At 62.7% G+C, this 17,120-nt stretch carries 12 protein-coding genes; 2 read left to right on the forward strand and 10 right to left on the reverse strand.

The features are described from left to right. Positions 1-13: 13 nt before the first annotated feature. Both ACK3BK_RS16560 and ACK3BK_RS16565 read right to left on the reverse strand, forming a co-directional pair. Entirely contained in the window at positions 14-226 is a 213-nt protein-coding gene (locus tag ACK3BK_RS16560) for a hypothetical protein (protein WP_411382908.1), read from the reverse strand. Next, positions 223-693: a hypothetical protein gene (locus ACK3BK_RS16565; protein WP_186666150.1), complete on the reverse strand. Its 471-nt coding sequence runs from the start codon at positions 691-693 to the stop codon at positions 223-225. The genes ACK3BK_RS16560 and ACK3BK_RS16565 overlap by 4 nt, the downstream gene beginning before the upstream one ends. A gap of 314 nt (positions 694-1,007) precedes the next feature. Between ACK3BK_RS16565 and ACK3BK_RS16570 the strand changes: the two genes are divergently transcribed. Then, entirely contained in the window at positions 1,008-1,205 is a 198-nt protein-coding gene (locus ACK3BK_RS16570; RefSeq protein ID WP_186666683.1) for a hypothetical protein, read from the forward strand. Here the strand turns inward: ACK3BK_RS16570 and ACK3BK_RS16575 are convergent. Further along, on the reverse strand, positions 1,202-1,396 hold the full coding sequence (locus ACK3BK_RS16575) for a hypothetical protein (protein WP_411384482.1): 195 nt from the start codon (positions 1,394-1,396) through the stop codon (positions 1,202-1,204). The two genes, ACK3BK_RS16570 and ACK3BK_RS16575, sit on opposite strands and share 4 nt — an antisense overlap. Positions 1,397-1,583: 187 nt before the next feature. After that, positions 1,584-1,988: a TraR/DksA family transcriptional regulator gene (locus ACK3BK_RS16580; RefSeq protein ID WP_186666151.1), complete on the reverse strand. Its 405-nt coding sequence runs from the start codon at positions 1,986-1,988 to the stop codon at positions 1,584-1,586. Between the two features lie 372 nt (positions 1,989-2,360). On the opposite strand from ACK3BK_RS16580, the gene ACK3BK_RS16585 reads away from it, so the two are divergent. Beyond that, positions 2,361-6,890, forward strand: a complete 4,530-nt coding sequence (locus ACK3BK_RS16585) for a hypothetical protein (protein ID WP_411382909.1) — start codon at positions 2,361-2,363, stop codon at positions 6,888-6,890. 36 nt (positions 6,891-6,926) lie between these two features. Here ACK3BK_RS16585 and ACK3BK_RS16590 read toward each other — a convergent pair whose 3' ends face one another. The 6 genes from ACK3BK_RS16590 to ACK3BK_RS16615 all read right to left on the reverse strand — a co-directional run bounded on the left by ACK3BK_RS16590 (position 6,927) and on the right by ACK3BK_RS16615 (position 17,076). After that, positions 6,927-7,700, reverse strand: a complete 774-nt coding sequence (locus ACK3BK_RS16590) for an enoyl-CoA hydratase (RefSeq protein ID WP_186666154.1) — start codon at positions 7,698-7,700, stop codon at positions 6,927-6,929. 13 nt (positions 7,701-7,713) lie between these two features. Next, on the reverse strand, positions 7,714-8,841 hold the full coding sequence (locus ACK3BK_RS16595; protein ID WP_186666155.1) for an acyl-CoA dehydrogenase: 1,128 nt from the start codon (positions 8,839-8,841) through the stop codon (positions 7,714-7,716). An 8-nt stretch (positions 8,842-8,849) separates the two neighbouring features. Next, positions 8,850-10,043, reverse strand: a complete 1,194-nt coding sequence (locus ACK3BK_RS16600) for an acetyl-CoA C-acyltransferase (RefSeq protein ID WP_411382910.1) — start codon at positions 10,041-10,043, stop codon at positions 8,850-8,852. A 12-nt stretch (positions 10,044-10,055) separates the two neighbouring features. Then, complete coding sequence (locus tag ACK3BK_RS16605) at positions 10,056-10,823, reverse strand: SDR family NAD(P)-dependent oxidoreductase (RefSeq protein ID WP_411382911.1); 768 nt, start codon at positions 10,821-10,823, stop codon at positions 10,056-10,058. Positions 10,824-10,835: 12 nt separating this feature from the next. Next, positions 10,836-12,482, reverse strand: a complete 1,647-nt coding sequence (locus ACK3BK_RS16610; protein WP_186720058.1) for an AMP-binding protein — start codon at positions 12,480-12,482, stop codon at positions 10,836-10,838. Positions 12,483-12,621: 139 nt separating this feature from the next. Next, positions 12,622-17,076, reverse strand: a complete 4,455-nt coding sequence (locus tag ACK3BK_RS16615) for an NEL-type E3 ubiquitin ligase domain-containing protein (RefSeq protein ID WP_411382912.1) — start codon at positions 17,074-17,076, stop codon at positions 12,622-12,624. Positions 17,077-17,120 lie beyond the last annotated feature (44 nt).

Consider the following 17,120-nt stretch of genomic DNA (forward strand, 5'->3'; position numbering starts at 1 on the left):
ATGGTCAACGCTGTCAGTGCTGGGTCAGGCGCTGCAGCTCGCGCCGCACCATGGCCACATAAGGAGGCGGGCCGAGCCGATAGAGCTCACCCGCTACCCAGGCCAGCCAGCCTTCTTTCAACTGTGCTCGATGGGCGATCAGGCGCTCGGCGTCCCGAAAGGCTTGCGCCTTGTGACGCTGGTGAAACTCGGCGCGCCCCGCAGGCAACGCATCGTCGCCACTCATTCACTGGCCTTGAAAGTGGTCAGCTCGCCCTTGCGCCATTTGGCGACCTTGCCGGTCACCGCCTTGAGCAGTTTGCCCAGGCCTTCCGCCACCTGGGACTGGGCAGCGAACACAAGCATCACGCCCTGCCCGTCACGGAAGACAATGCCGTCGCCCTCGGGCACCGAGACGAACGCATAGTCACCCACCCCATATACATTGAACTTGATCTCGCGAAAACGCAGCTCGAGCTTGCCACCTTCGCGGCTGGGCAGGACGGCGGCACGGAAGTGATCCCCGACCTTCAGTTCCAGACGTTGCTTGTCATCGACAACCATCGCGTTGTCGGTATCGATCTCGGCCATGTAAAGGCCATCGGGGTTCTGCTCGGTGACGTAGATGAAACGGCCCTGAAAGAGCTTGACCAACTTGGCCCGCAAGTCGCCCAAAGCGAACAGGGCGTGGGTATCCAGAGTACTGACTGCCAATGAAGTGATCCTCGAACCGGTTGTTTCCCGCCGCCACACGAAGTCGTGAAGGCGTGACGCGGCGGCCATTTCAAAGTGATGTCTGAAAGGTTAGTGACACAATGCTTGAAGCGTCTGCGGGGCTCATCGATACGGCAAGTAGGATTTTTTACACTCGCACGCCAACAAAACCCCTGGAGAACACTCGGCATAGATCCCGCATGGGGAACAGTTTTGTCTGACAACAATGCCGCCAGAAAAGATGCAATAGATAAAGCCAGGCCCCTCGGCAGAATGGGTCCGATACTCGTCCATGCATTTACAGGGGAAAGAATATGCACGAAAACACCGAAATCCGTCGAGAGGTCTCGAACATTTCTTACATCCGACCTCTACGCAACGTCGCACGTTTCGTGGTAATTCCCGCCGGCGTCGCGTTCTTCCACATCACCGAGCGTACCACTGGCCGGGTCATGGGGTTTCGCCGCAGCCACCTGGCAGCCTGCGAGCTGGCGCGAAGCCTGGACCGCTAAGCCGCATATCCCTTCGCCAGTTGCTGCAACCAGGCGGCCTGGCACTCCAACGCTTCAGCCCGGCTGGCGAAGGCAGTACCACGACGCTCGCCATCGACCAACACCACCCAGCACGCCCGTTGCCCTCGGGCCCGCAGCGTCGCAGGTACGCCGGAACCTATCATCACTGCCACATTGACCCGGGATTGCATCATTTCTCTCCACTTAATTAGCAAGCTAACTACATGGATAGAATACGATCCTCCAAAGCCGAGAAAAAGCACTCGCCCGTAGAGCTGTATTGCATCAATCGCAACAAATCGACATGTTTTCAGCCCCTACGGAAACGCGAAAGGCCCCGCGGATTGCTCCGCAGGGCCTTGCGCCGAGTGTGTCCGTTCAGATCTGCCGCTGGTGGCGGTCGAGCTGCTCGTGACGCTCCTGGGCTTCGATGCAGTATTTGGTGGTCGGGCTGATCAGCAAGCGTTGCAGCCCAATCGGCTCGCCGCTGTCATCGCACCAGCCAAAGCTCTCGTCAGCAATACGGCCCAGGGCCATCTCCAGCTGCGGCAGCAGGCGCTGATCGCGCTCGATGGCATTGACCAGCCAATGACGCTCTTCTTCGACCGAGGCCACGTCGGCCGGATCAGAAGGCGTGTCCAAGCTTTCGATGGTGGCGCGGCTCAGCTCGATGCGCTCATGGGTCTCGACTTTCATCGCTTGCAGCAGCGCGCTAAAGAACCCGAGCTGATCGGCATTCATGTAGTCATCGGCCGACATGGCCAGCAACTGTTCCTTGGTCATCGATTTCTCTATGAAAAAATGTGCATTTGGGCGATTCGGGTGCCACCGGCGATGGCTCGCAGGCAACGGAATTCTTCAAGCGCCAACCGGCACTCTTTTACAGGGGGCGGCAGTCTAAGGTGCGCGGCCCCGTGGGGCAACAGAAATGACAGAGGAATCTGCCGAATCGGACGGATTACCCCAGGATCATACCCGGGGGTGGGCACCAGCACGGATGGCAACGCACGCCCCGATAATATGCAACAACAGCGCCATGCTGTCAGCCTGCAGCTGCAACGCCGAACACCCCCGCTCCAGGTAGTGACAAGCTACCTCTACCCCACCTGTCGACGATGATCATCTGGGGTTCCCCTTCATAAAGGAACCTCGGCCATGAGCCTTTCTAGCCCCCACCCACAGGTCGGTGACCTGGATTGCGAGATTGCCAAGCACTTCCAGACAAGACCCTCGCTTCAGGATGTAGCCAGTCGTATGCTCAAGCAGCAATGGCTGGCCTGCAAACTGGATCCCTCACTCGATCCTGCGACCTTGTCCATTCGCAGCACAGGCAAGGCCGGTACAGCCCCCTACCAGCACTCCCTGACCAGCATGCTGATACAGCGCCACATCCTCAAGACGACCCTCAACCTCACACCACTGCAAGACACACTGGTCCAAACTCAGCCAGGCCTTGACGACAAGACACTGGAAACCCCACTGCACCCGATCGAGGCCCTGATCAACGAAACCGCACCGTTTCTACTAAAGGAATATCGCCAGGCGCTGACTGACTATTGGGTGGATGCAGACAAACATGACGGCAAGTCGCCCTGGCAATGGTGCAGCCAATACCTGCGTGAGCGCTACAAAAAAGCACTGGACGAGCACCGCAAGGAGCAGTGGATGGACGACAGGACGCTGGCGGTTGCCCAACAACTGCTGGACGGCACCTCGGATACTCAGGATCCCGTTCTGCACAACGTGCGCCTGGATATGCTGGACAATTGGCAACTCGACCCGGACCTTGCCAGTGCCTTGTTGATCGAAAGCCCGGCCTCTGAAGATAAAGAGGCGGTCACCTTGCTGTTCACCACCAGTGGTCGATTACTGCAGTATCAAAGCCGTAACGCGATGCTGGCCCGGGCCAGGCGGCGTCTACCCGCCGTATTACCGCCTGCACTGACAATGATGCGCCTGATCGGAATCCCCGGTCGACCGTTCGACAACCAGGCCAGCGGCCTGTTACAGCAACAGTTGCATGGCTCACTCACTGTCACTTCGATACCCGACCGACTTCAACGCCCCAACGAACTCGCACTGGCGCTCGACCGCATCACCTCGATGCTGAGCCTGTGCGGTATCGACGACACTGCAGCCCATGACCGCCTGGCCGCGGAGTTGCCGGTGTGGTTACGCAACGCACAACCGGAGCAACTGCAGCGCTATGCCCTGGTACTGACCGATATCGCACAGACCTACGAAGGCGCCGGCAGGAAGGGCTGGCTGGACGGTATTCTCGACGCACAGGCATTTGCCTATGCCAAGCTTTACCAATGCATCCTGAAAAACCATCCCGATTTCGACCTTGACCTCAAGCAACTGCGCGTCGCGAACCATCAGGTCACTGCCGTCGCAATACCCGGGGCAGGTTCCCTGGTAACCAGTGGCAGCATTCACGTCGAACGATTCGATCTCGCGCAATTGGCCATTGCCAACCTGGGCCTGCTGCAACCTGGCAAAGTGGTGGTCGAATCCATCGATGGCAGTGACGTGCCGGCATGGTTCGACGAATCCTACCTACGCGCACTGATCACCCAGGCGGACATCGCAAAGCACTACCCGCAAATGCTGCGCGCCAAGTTGCTCGAGGACCCGCAAGCCGCACAGCGTCGCACAGCGCTGCTGCGCAAACAGTTGCGCAGCCAGTTGCCGCTGCTGGTCATGGACCTGAACCTGCGCGGCCTGACCTCGGGCCCCGACCTCTCCAGAGAGATCGCCGAAGTGTTTGCCACCCCGCCGACCCAGTCGGCTCAGTGGTACCTTCGACCCTTCGCGTTGCTGTCGAGCCTCGATGCCAGCCCTGATCCTGTGAGCAATACATGGCTGATCGAGCAGAATGCCTACAATGGTGGCCCATGCCTGCTCTATCGCCCGCTGCTGGCCACCCCCCTGTCGTACTTCCAGGACCGCATGGCGCTGTTCGAGGCGCTCGCCACACCTGGCGACCTGCAGGACGACATCCTGCAACGGCTCCCGGAACAGGCGCGCAAGGTATACGCCTACGGCGGTTTTCGCGAACCGCACCTGTTTCATCCAGGAGAGGACGATTGGGCGGTGCCGTTCGGCAAGCCCGCCCCTGCGTCGCTGTCGATCGAACCACCCTGCCCAGACCCCGCATCAGCGCTGTACAAGGCCTGCGTAGAGGAAACCATTGCGCAATTCAGCAGCCATGCGCAAAGCAGCGAACAGGCACGTTGGGCACGCTGGCAGACACTGGGTTGGCTGCTGCTCAATACGGTACTGCCTTTCGCGCCCGAGTCCGTGGCTACTGCGGGCTGGATCGTGCAGATGGAAACCACTTTCCTCCAGGCAACCAGCGACCGGCCACAGGACACCAGTGACCGTGCCGCCAGCCTGGTGGAACTGTTGCTGAACCTCGCCACACTGCTGTTCGCCCATGCTCGTCGAAGGATCGACCTACAACGACCGCTGGAGCCCCCTATCGTCGACCCGCTGGCCACGCCCAACCGCGATCAGTTGCCGACGCTGGTAAACGGGAGCGCCGATCCTCTGGCCGATTTCTCCTGGAGCAATCCTTTGTTCAAGCTCGACAGTGCCCAGCGTCAGTCGCTGCTGGCGCTGCGGGCGCCCTATGAGATCGACGAACTGGGGCCTCCGATACCTCAGGGTGCATTGCAGGGCCTGTTCCTGCATGACGCACGCACCTGGGTCTCACTCGGCGGCAGTGTCTACGAGGTACAACTGGATCCTGTCGCACAGCGTCAGCGCATCATCGACACCGCCAACCCGGACAAGCTGGGCCCCTGGATTCGCCGCGAGGAGGATGGCCGCTGGGGATTGGACCTGCGTCTGCACCTCAAGGGTGGCATGCCCCTGGGCAAGCGAATCACACAGCTCAGGGCCGAAAACGCAAAGGCCCTGGCAACGCTGAACGCGACAATCATCGAGGAACGCGCGCAATCTCAAAGCCGTCAGCAGATGCTGGTCGATGCAGTGAAGGAAGTCGGGGGCAAGGAGGATGAAGCGTCGTTGCATAAGTACCTGGGGACCGCCAAGGAATGCTCGACGTTCTGGGAGCAACACCTGGAGCACCTCAGACAACGCAACGAGCGCGCAGTACTGGAGAAGTACAAGATCCGCCGAGCGTTTGCCCTCAGCCAGCATGTGCGCTGCGAACAGGAGGTCTTCCGTGCACTGAATCGCTTGCATGAACCACTACGCGCTCGAATGCTCGAAATGTACGATCGGCAGAACAGTGGCCATGAGATAACCCCTGCAGAGGCCACCACCCTTACCGAATGCATTGAGAAGATACTGTTGCTGCTGGACCAGATGGTAGAGCACGGCTCCCTGCTCACCGAGCAAAGAGCACAACTCGAAAAGCTGCGCAGCGAACACCAGACCGAGATTAGTGGCTACATCGAGGTGGTGGACAAAGGTGGCATCAAGCCTGCCTCTAACCTGGTACTGCGCTGGATGCGTATCGAGGCCTGCACCAACCGCCTGACCATGCTCCAGCAACTGGATGAGGAAGGCTCCTTCTGGATGAAGCGCGCCTGGAACAACCTGCAGATGAGCATCACCCAGCACCTGCAACTGGCCAGGTTGAAGAGCCCTGGAGAGGAAGTTATCGCCAGGGTTCTGCACAGCATCACCGGCCAGCTCAGAACGGCTCGGCGACAACTGAACAATCTGATCAGCCATATGGACCCAGAGCGCAGCCATGATGAATTAAAGCGCATGGAGCAGGATTTCGATGCGTTCACGAACGACGTGACCAAGGAGGCCGACGAGCTGCCTGAGTTCATCCCGGTCAGCACGGTCCAGCAACTGCGAGCGCAACTGCCCGGGCTGATCGAGACACAGGAGCATGGCATCCTGCTAGGTACAGTACGTGAAGGCAATCCGAACATCGTCGACATCCCCACCCCCGCAAGTGAGACACCCTCTCGCAGCTACACACTCCAGGACGATCGCTGGGTCGAGCTGGAAGTAGCAGCGCCCGAGGCAGCACCTGTTCCGGCACAACCGCCCAACCTCAAGCGCCTGCTCAAGAGCGGCAAGTCCTGCATGGCTGCGGCACGCACGGAGCTGGTACGCCTAGGCAAGTCGTACTCGAATAACTACCTGCCGGTGGAGATAGAGGAAATTCTCACCGACCATCGCGCCAGCCTCGACAGCGCCCGCGAGGCCATAGAACGCCGTCTCACTGCGGACAATGCCACCGATGAGGCCAGCGCAGACAGCGACGCGGCGATCGTCATCAAGGAGATCGAGGACCTTGCGGCACAGCTCACGACCGAAAGCCTCAGGCTGCGTACCAAAGCGGCACTCAAGCAAAAACCGCGCATGGGTGAGCTGCAATTCCTGATCAAGCAGAACCAGGTGACGATCAGTCCTGTTGGCACGCGCAAAGCCCTGACCAAGGTCAAGGGCAGGCCTGCTGATTTCCTCGACGAATATGTCGTGCAGCACGACGAGCAGGCGATCTGGTACGCCCACTTTCACTATCGTTCGAAAACCGCCGCCAAGGTGGATTTCGTTGCCGGCCATCTGAAGCTGGCCAGTCAACGCTTTGCCCAGGGCAAGACGGTCACCAGCCCGCAGACGCTGAATCAGGAAGAGGTGTACCGCAGCCCGATCTCGTTGGCCGACGCGAAACAATACTTCTTCACGGACTGAAACAGCAGGGCAGCGCCCTGGCGCTGCCCCTCGACCTCAACAGTCCTTGAACTGCGCCTCGCGCTTGGCGATGAACGCTGCCATACCTTCCTTCTGATCTTCCGTGGAAAACGCCGCGTGGAACACGCGACGTTCGAAACGCACACCCTCGCTCAGGCTCACCTCGAAAGCACGATTGACGCTTTCCTTGACCATCATGCTCACCGGGATCGACTTGCTGGCGATGGTCGCCGCCACCTTCAGCGCCTCTTCCAGCAGCTCGGCCTGGGGCACCACGCGCGCCACCAGCCCTGCCCGCTCGGCCTCCTCTGCGCCCATCAGACGGCCAGTCAGGCACAGCTCCATGGCCTTGGCCTTGCCCACGGCGCGGGTCAGGCGCTGGGTTCCGCCCATGCCCGGCAGCACGCCGAGGTTGATCTCCGGCTGGCCAAACTTGGCGTTGTCCCCGGCGAGAATGAAGTCGCACATCATCGCCAGTTCGCAGCCACCGCCCAGGGCAAAACCCGACACCGCGGCGATGATCGGTTTGCGCCGATTGGCGATGCGGTCGGCGTCGCTGAACAGGTCGTCGACATAGATCTGCGGGTACTTGAGCTCGGCCATCTCCTTGATGTCGGCGCCCGCGGCGAAGGCCTTGGCAGAACCGGTCAGGACCACGCAACCGATGTTCGGATCACGCTCGAGCTGATCCAGGGCCTGGTTGATCTCGGCCACGATCTGCGCGTTCAGGGCATTGAGCGCCTGGGGACGGTTGAGGGTGATCAGGCCGACCTTGCCGTGGATGTCCAGCAGGATTGTTTCGAATGCCATGCAAGCTGCTCCTTCAAAGATTGCGCGCAATGACCATGCGCTGAATGTCACTGGTGCCTTCGTAGATCTGGCAAACCCGCACATCGCGATAGATGCGCTCCAGCGGGAAGTCCTTCAGATAGCCATATCCGCCGAGCGTCTGCAAGGCATCCGAACAGACCTTTTCGGCCATTTCCGAGGCGAAAAGCTTGGCCATCGACGCTTCCACCAATGCCGGGCGCCCGGCATCGCGCAGGGCTGCCGCATGCAGCACCATCTGCCTTGCCACGGCGATGCGCGTGGCCATGTCGGCCAGACGGAAGGCCACGGCCTGGTGCTCGACCAGTACCTTGCCGAAGCTCTGGCGCTCCTTGGCGTAGTCACGCGCGACCTCGAACGCCGCGCGGGCCATGCCGACGGCCTGCGAAGCGATGCCGATACGTCCGCCCTCGAGGTTGGCCAAAGCGATCTTGTAGCCCTGCCCCTCTTCACCCAGGCGATTGGCCACCGGTACCCGCACATCATCGAAGACGATCTGGCACGTGTCGGAGGCGTGCTGGCCGAGTTTTTCTTCAACCCGCACCACCTGATAGCCCGGCGTGTCGGTGGGCACGATGAACGCACTGATCCCGCGCTTGCCCGCCTCGGGATCGGTGACCGCGAAGACGATCACCACCCCGGCGTTCTGGCCGGAAGTGATGAACTGCTTGCTGCCATTGAGCACGTAGTGATCGCCCTCCAGGCGCGCACGCGTCTTCAGGCTGCTGGCATCGGAGCCCGCCTGGGGCTCGGTGAGGGCGAAGGCACCGAGCATCGCGCCGCTGGCCAACGGCACCAGGTAACGTTGCTTCTGCGCTTCGGTGCCGAACTTCAGGATCGGCACGCAACCCACCGAGTTGTGTACGCTCATGATGGTCGAGCAGGCCCCGTCGCCGGCGGCGATCTCTTCCAGGGCCATGGCGTAGGCGACATAGCCGGTGTCGCTGCCGCCATACTGCTCCGGCACCAGCATCCCGAACAGGCCAAGCCCGGCCATCTCATCGATGGCCTCGCGCGGGAAGCGATGCGCCTTGTCCCATTGCTCGGCAAACGGCTTGAGGCGCTCCTGGGCGAAGTCCTTCACCGCATCGGCGATCTGTTGTTGCTCGTCAGTTACCAGCATGGCTCACCTCAGTACAGGCATTCGACCGCGATCGCCGTGGCTTCGCCGCCGCCGATGCAGATGGCCGCGATACCGCGGCGCAGGTTGTTCTGGCGCAGGGCCGACAGCAGCGTCACCAGGATGCGCGCGCCGGAAGCGCCGATCGGATGGCCCAGAGCACAGGCGCCGCCATGGATGTTGACCTTGTCGTGGGGCAGGTCAAAGTGCTTCATCGCGGCCAGGGTGACCACGGCAAAGGCTTCGTTGATCTCGAACAGGTCCACATCCGCCAGGCTCCAGCCAGTACGTTTGACCAGCTTGTCGATGGCGCCGATAGGCGCGGTCGGGAACAACGCGGGCGTATCGGCGAAGGCCGCATGACCGTGGATCACCGCCAGCGGCTTTACGCCACGCTTGTCGGCTTCACTGCGGCGCATCAGCACCAGGGCCGCGGCGCCGTCGGAGATGGAGCTGGAGTTGGCAGCGGTCACCGTGCCCCCCTCGCGGAAGGCCGGCTTGAGCTGGGGAATCTTGTCCAGACGGGCCTTGGGCGGCTGTTCGTCGTCCTTGATAACCCTTTTCTCCTTGCCCTCGGTGACCTCAACCGGCACGATCTCGGCGCTGAAGCGGCCATTCTTGATCGCGTCCTGGGCGCGGGTCAGCGAGGCAATGGCGAAGTTATCCTGGGCCTCGCGACTGAAGGCGCCGGCCTGGGCGCAATCTTCGGCGAAGGTGCCCATCAGGCGGCCTTTGTCGTAGGCATCCTCGAGGCCGTCCATGAACATGTGGTCGATGATCCTGCCATGGCCCATGCGATAGCCACCGCGAGCCTTGTCCAGCAGGTACGGGGCGTTGGTCATGCTTTCCATGCCACCTGCCACCACCACATCGGCACTGCCGGCCAGCAGCAGGTCATGGGCCATGATCGCCGCCTGCATGCCGGAACCGCACATCTTGTTCAGGGTGGTGCAGGTGGTGTGCTTGTCCAGGCCTGCACCCAGCGCCGCCTGACGCGCCGGTGCCTGGCCGAGTCCGGCGGGCAACACGCAACCGAACAGCACCTGCTCGACACTGCCGGCATCGAGGCCGGCCCGCTCGACTGCAGCACGGATCGCCACGCTGCCCAGTTGCGGTGCGGTGAGGCTTTTCAGGTCGCCCTGCAGGCCACCCATGGGCGTGCGCACGGCACTGACGATGACAATCGGATCGTTGGCGAGGGTCATGGGTATTTCTCCTTACTTGGCAGCCATGCGCAGTGCGCCGTCGAGGCGAATCACCTCGCCGTTGAGCATGCTGTTCTCGATGATGTGGCGGGCCAGCGCGGCGTACTCCTGCGGGCGCCCAAGGCGTGGTGGGAAGGGAACGCCTGCGGCGAGCGAGTCACGCACCTCCTGGGTCATGCCCGCCATCATCGGTGTTTCGAAGATGCCGGGGGCGATGGTCATCACGCGGATACCGAAGCGCGCCAGTTCACGGGCGGTCGGCAGTGTCAGGCTGGCAATCGCGCCCTTGGAGGCGGCATAGGCCGCCTGGCCGATCTGCCCGTCATAGGCGGCGATGGAGGCGGTATTGATGATCACGCCCCGCTCCCCCCCCTCGTCCGCAGGCCCTTCAGCCATGGCCGCAGCGGCCAGGCGCAGCATGTTGAAGCTGCCGACCAGGTTGACGTTGATCACCTTGGCAAAGCTTGCGAGGCCATGCGGTCCCTGTTTGCCCAAGACCTTCTCGGCGCCGACGATACCGGCGCAGTTGACCAGCCCGTGCAGGCCGCCGAAGGCGTTGACGGCAGCCTCGACCGCCACCTGGGCGGCCTGCTCGTTGCTGATGTCGGCCACTGCGAAACGGGCGTTGTCACCCAGCTCCCGCGCCTTGGCTTCGACCGCCTCGGCGTTGAGGTCGACCAGCATCACACGGGCGCCGGCCTCGACCAGCATGTGTGCGGTAGCGGCGCCCAGCCCAGAGGCGGCGCCGGTGACGATGAAACTTTTGCGTTGAACGTTCATGGAGGTTTTCCTTCAGGCGCCAGCAGGGGTGGCCTGCGCAGCGCGTTGCTTGGCGATTTCCTGATTGCGCAGGATGAAGCGTTGCAGCTTGCCGCTCGGAGTCTTGGGCAGCTCGCCAACGAATTCGATTTCACGCGGGTAAGCGTGGGCATACAGGCGCTGGCGCACATGCTGGCGCAGGGCCTCTTCCAGCTCGGGACTGGCGCTATGGTCTGCAGCCAGCACCACGAAGGCCTTGATCAGCTCGGTACGCTGCGGGTCAGGCTTGCCCACCACCGCCGCCTCGATCACCGCCGGGTGTTCGATCAGCGCGCTCTCCACATCGAACGGGCCGACGCGGTAGCCGGAGGTGGTGATCACATCGTCGCTGCGACCGACGAAGCTGATGCTGCCGTCGGTGTTGAGCTCGACGGTATCGCCGGAAAGGTAGTACTTGCCGATGAACGCCTTGGTGGGGACGCCGTGGTAACCGCCAAACCAGCACAGCGGCGATTGCTCGCGGTCGACTGCCAGTATCCCTGGCTGACCGGCCGGCAGCTCGTTGCCGGCTTCGTCCAGCACCACGATGCGATGCCCGGGGATGGCGAAACCAGCCGATCCCAAGTGCACCGGATGCACCAGGCCATGGTGGTTGCACAACACCATGCCCAACTCGGTCTGGCCATAGTGATCGTGGATGGTCACGTTCAAGGCCTCGGCGAACCAGCGGATCACCTCGGGATTGAGCGGCTCACCGGCACTGCTGACCACCCGCAGGCGCCCCTGGATCGGTGCCGAGAACGCCTCACCGGCTGCGATCAGCAGGCGATAGGCGGTAGGCGAGCCGGCCAGGTTGCTGATGCCCAGCTTGTCGATGATCCGTGCACAGCTCTCGACGCTGAACGGACCATCGTAGAAGGTGGTGGCATGTCCCAGCGCCAGTGGGCCGGTGACAGCGTAGTACAGGCCATAGGCCCAACCCGGATCGGCCAGGTTCCAGAAGGTATCGTCGGGGCGCAGGTCGATGGCATCGCGCATGTAGCCCTGAAAGGCGATAATCGCGCGCAGCGGGACCTCGAGCGGTTTGGCCGGCCCTGTGGTGCCGGACGTGAACATCAACAGGAAGGGGTCGTCGCCGCTGCGCATTACCGGCTCGCAGTGATCGCTCGCTGCCTCTAACGCCTGCTGGAAATCCAGCTCGTGCGCTGCGGCACCGACCGTGATGATCGTCGGGCATCCGCTGACATCGTCCAGCTTGGGGCGGTTGTTGCGATCAGTGACCACCACCCGGGCATGGGACTGCTCCAGGCGGTGCTCGATGGCCTTGGGGCCGAACGCGGTGAACAACGGCTGGTACACCGCCCCCAGGCGCCAGGTCGCCAGAATCGTCACCAGCAGTTCGACGGTACGTGGCATCAGGCCGGCGACCCGGTCCCCGGGCCCCACGCCCTGATCCTTCAGGACATTGCCCATGCGTGCCGCCATGGCCTGCAGTTGCTCGAAACTGTAGCGTGCACCGTTACCTTCCTGGTCTTCACAGATCAGCGCAGGCAGGTTGCCGCCTACATGCCGGTCACAGCACTCGACACAGGCATTGAGTGCCTGCAGGTTGCCCTGCAAGGCGGCTGCGGCAACCCGGGCATATTCGAATGCTCGCGCGGCCTCGGCGTAATCACGCATCGTCGGACTCCTGGTTTCTTGTTGTTGGAGTTGAACCCTTGGTCCGACGATAGTCGCGCTGCCTGAGCTTGCGGACAATGGCAAAAGCGCTCATCAGGCATGATCGGTTTGGTCACTGTGGCGTCAGCGCCCCGAGCATTCAGCCAAGCCCTCGCTCCCTGCCCTTCAGCATTTGCCGGGTCATCTCACGGATCATCTCGAGTTCCTCGACGTCCCGCTGCCCCCCCAGCGCCTCGATCTCCAGGGCAAGGTCCTCGGCCGAAAGCTGGTCAGCCCTGGCCTGCAGCGCCACCAACCGCGCCTGATGGGCCGTTTCGACGCCGTCGAAGACCGCAGCATGGCGCTCGAGCATATAGCGTCGCCAGAACGCACGCTGGCTCAGGCTTTCACCCAAGGCTTCGATCGACTCCGCGGTCCTCACCGCCACCAACGCATCCTGAAGCTGGCTATCTGTCACCTCGGCCGCCGAGGCATAGGCCATGAACCGCGAAGTGAAAGGCAGGCTCAGGCGTTCCCGCAGGCTCACGCGGTAGTACAGGCGCACCGCAAGCTGGTCGACACTGTCACGGGCCTCGACCCGGCGACGGATGTCGGCACGGGCGAACAGGTCCAGCCGGTCCAGGCGAAACAGCCCCTGACCGAGCGTGATCAGCTCAATGCCCCGCTCATGCAAGGTGTTGGCATCGGCACGGGCAATCGCTACATAGCGCTGCAAGTCACTGAAACGGTCACTGACCGCATTCAGGCAGGTCAGGTTCTCATCGGCCAGCGCGTACAGCCGGTTGCGCAGGTCAGCGTCGGCGCTGATGGCATCGAGCACCGACCACACCCGCGTCGACAGCACCTCAGGCACCTGGGCGTAGTCCTGGGTGAGCGTCAACCAACCCAGCAACTGGAAGAACCCGTCACTGTCGGGCATCGCCTGCAGCGTGTTCCACTGGAACAGCCGCGCGTTGTGCAACTCCGCATCGCCCCTGTCCAACCACGCGGCGCGCACGGTGTCGACATTCTGCCGGGCCATTCGCTCGGGAAGGTGCAGGTGCTCCTGGATCGTGTCGAGGCCATAGAGCCCTTGCAGCTCACTGTTCGACAAAGGATTGCCGTCGACCATGAAGCCGCGGCGAAAAACATTCGGCATCTGCAGGACGGCCGCTGGCACAACACGAATCTGGTTGTCGCGCAGGTCGGCGCGCTCGAGAAACCCGCACTGCTCCAGACCGTCCGGCCAGGCGCCCAATCGACAATGGCGCACACTGACCTCGCGCAGTTGCGGCAAGTGATTGAAGCGCAGGACCAACGCCCCCAGCGGATTGTTGCTCAGGTCCAACTGGCTCAAATGTGGCAGGCCGGTCAACGCCTGGATACCCGCCTCATCGAGACGAATGGCGTTGCTTGCCAGGCGCAGGCGACGCAGCTCAACCAGACAGGCGATACCTCGCGGCACCGCCAGCAGATGATTGCCCCCCAGGTCCAGCTCGCGCAGGGCACTGAAGCAACGCAGGAAATCGGACGGTATATGGTTGAGCGAGGTGTCGCTGATCACCAGCGTGGTAACGTTGTCGAACGTAGTGGATTGGGCGAAAGCGGGCAAGGTCTGCAATTGTGCGCCACTGAGCACCAGGGTCTGCTGCCCTTCCTGAAGGCGCCAGGCCTGGCGCATGCGCTCGGCAGCTTGGACGCGAGCGGCGTGGCTGCTGCCGCCAAGCCCGGCGCTGAGCCACCCCGTGAGTGCACTCTCCAGCCGTTCGTAATCGTGCTCAAGCTCGGCCAGTCGCCGGTACACAGACCCGGACGCCTGCTGCATCTGGCTCAGCCGTGCCTCGAGTTGGGCGGGCAAGAGATCCGGGTAGATCGCGCGTAGACGATCCAGCAGCGCCTGCCAGGACGAGCCGGGCTGCCCACGCCCACTGAGCGGATACCCGACACGCCCATCGGCCATGCGCCGTGCGGGGTTGAACCATGGTTTCCCCAGGGTCCAGCCCAGCAGTTGCACACGCTCACTGCGTGTGCCCGGCAGTTGTGCACGCAACGCCGTGCGCAACAGCAAATCTGCATTTGCACCTGCCAGTCCCAGTTCGGTCCGCACCTCGACCGACAGCGCGTCGATCAGCGCCTGTCCCAGGGACATCGCGGGCTCACCCTGCTTCCGTGCGTCATGGTCATAGCGTTGGAACTGGCAGTCCTTGTGCACCAATGTGACCTGGGAGGCAGCGTCGGCAACCGGTCCGATAGCCTTGACCACCCGCCCATCAAGGGCTCCTTCGCGCAGCACCAGGCGTAACGCCTGTGGCCACCCGGGTAGCCGTGCCGCCAGCGCCAGGATCAGCTCGGCGCCCTCGTCGCTGTATACATTGTCCAGGTACAGCGATTCGCAAGCGCGGTTCAGGCGGGCCAGCTGCAACAGGCCGCGGGCGTCGTTCGCCACATCCAACGGCACACGTGATTCAGCCAGGGCGATCTTGCGCAGATGGCTCGACACCCTGGCAGTTGCCTGCTGGGCATAGCGGGCAGGCAACCCGGGAAAGTCGCGCTGCAACAGCGTACACAGCGGGTCTGCAGGCAGGTTCTCGGCCACCAGATACCGGAACAGATCGTGGCGCAGCGCGGATGCCTGCGCCAGCAAGGTAGTGCGCAGCGTGGCCTTGTCCGCCTTGCGCGAACCTGGCAACGCCAGGCACCACGCCTCGATGCGCGCATCGTCCGCGGGTGCCTGATCCGCGGCCAGCGCCGTGAAGAATGCCGAGACCTGCCGGTCCGCGTCGAAGCGTCGCAACGTTTCACGCAGATTGGCCGGAAGCTCACGGTTGTCCACCAGCAAGCCACGCAGTTCTTCGACGCTCATGTCCGCCATGTCGAGAACGGCCATGGCCTCGGTGCGGGTCAACAGCGGCTCCTGGGGCCACAGGCTCTGCAGCATCCGTGCCTCGTCCGACCACTCCAGCGGTCGCTCCAGGTGCAGCCGCCAGCCACGCTCGCCAAGGGTTTCCAGTGCCGGCCCATAGGCAGCCACACGCAGCGGATGACGCACGCGCCAGCCACCTTCAGCCGAGGGTTGGTGCACTGCGAAGAAACGTTTGCCAACCCGCAGCCAGCGCGTGTCGGCACTGCTATAAAGCCCATCATCCTGCAGGCGCGGCTGTTGCGGCTCGGCAACATAAGGGGCCAGCGAGTTTGACCACAGACGCATGCCGACGCCCGGCACAGCGACAGGTTCCAGGCCATCGACATGACTGGCGCGGGTGAACCCGCGCGCAACCACCGCTGCGCCTCCCGCCATCGCAGCCGTGACAGCAACGGTCTCGGCCACCCCGAACAGATGCTCAAGGGCTTCGTGTTGATGACCACGGGTCCAGTCCAACACCCCTTCGAACACCTGCGAAAGGGTCTGCACCACCAACTGGCCAAACAGCATCGCCCCGATCGCTGGAATGAACAGCCCCGCCAGATTGGCCAGGCCAAGCCCGACCGACTGCCACGCCTGCAGGCGTGACTGGGTCGCAGCATGATCAGCATCAGCAGTCGGCACCAACAGGTAACGCGCGTCGGACTTCACCCGTCGGACCTGCTGTGCCACCAGTTCCGCGAACAGCTCGCCCTGCGCTGTACTGCCTTCGATCTGCAAGTCCGGGCTGGCATCGGCCAAGCGTTTGCCCAGTGTCTGCAGGAACGCCGGGCGCTGCTCAAGCGCAATCAGGCCACTGAAGAACACCAGGTAGGTCTTGTCCCCAAGCGCAGTGATCAGGGCGGCACACAAGTCTTCCCACGAGTCGTAGCGACGCAGGGCATGCTGTGGGTCGCTGGGCAGGTACAGGATGATGCCCTTGCTCACACCTGCAGCGTCGCGCAGAGCGATAGTCAAGCCATCGACGATACGGTATCCCAACACCGTCAGCATGCCGGGATAGCCTCGCAGCAGCGTCTCGTGCTGCTCGGGTCGACCTTGGGCGATATCCTGCAGGGCGACCTGCTCAAGCGCCGATATCTCCCCCTTGAGCGCTGCAATCTCGATCACAAGGCTCAAGCTCGAGCGCTTGTCCTCGGCCAGCAGCGCGCAGTTCGACGCACTGAAAACCTTTTCCAACTGCGCCTGGTAAAGGCTGCCGACGTTTTTCTTGCGACAGTCGCGTGCCAGATCGCTCGCCGGGCCTGACAGCACAGCATCGGCCCCCGGATGCACAAGCCCGCTGCCCTCGAGTACGGCGTCATCGGCGTGGAAGTTCTGCATCAGTCGCAACAACCCTGGCTGGCGCTTGTAATCCGGTCGATAGAACGGCCAATGCACGCCCGGAACCAGGCCAAACTCGCGCCTGACATCCAGCCATTGCAACTGATCGAGCGTACTGCCCTTCGGCAACCGGCCGCCGAGCAAGGCCGTGAACTGCTCGAGTGCGAAGGTGTGCAGCGGGATCAGGTCGAGCGTTGCCGCACGTACCTTGTCCTGGCTGGCCCGGCTGCTCTTGAAGCGGTCCCGCAGGCGGTTGATCTGGGCCGGCGAGGCGCGCTTGAGCCAGTCGGGCAACCCGGTGCGGATAAAGTCATCGACTGCCTCGGCAACGCTGGGTTTGCCGACGGTCGGGGGAGAAACAGATGTCATGGGATAAGCTCCTTTCGCAAACTTCGCCATGCACTATCGCCGGC

The organism is Pseudomonas sp. L7 (genome assembly GCF_046605565.1).
Lineage (GTDB): Bacteria > Pseudomonadota > Gammaproteobacteria > Pseudomonadales > Pseudomonadaceae > Aquipseudomonas > Aquipseudomonas wayambapalatensis.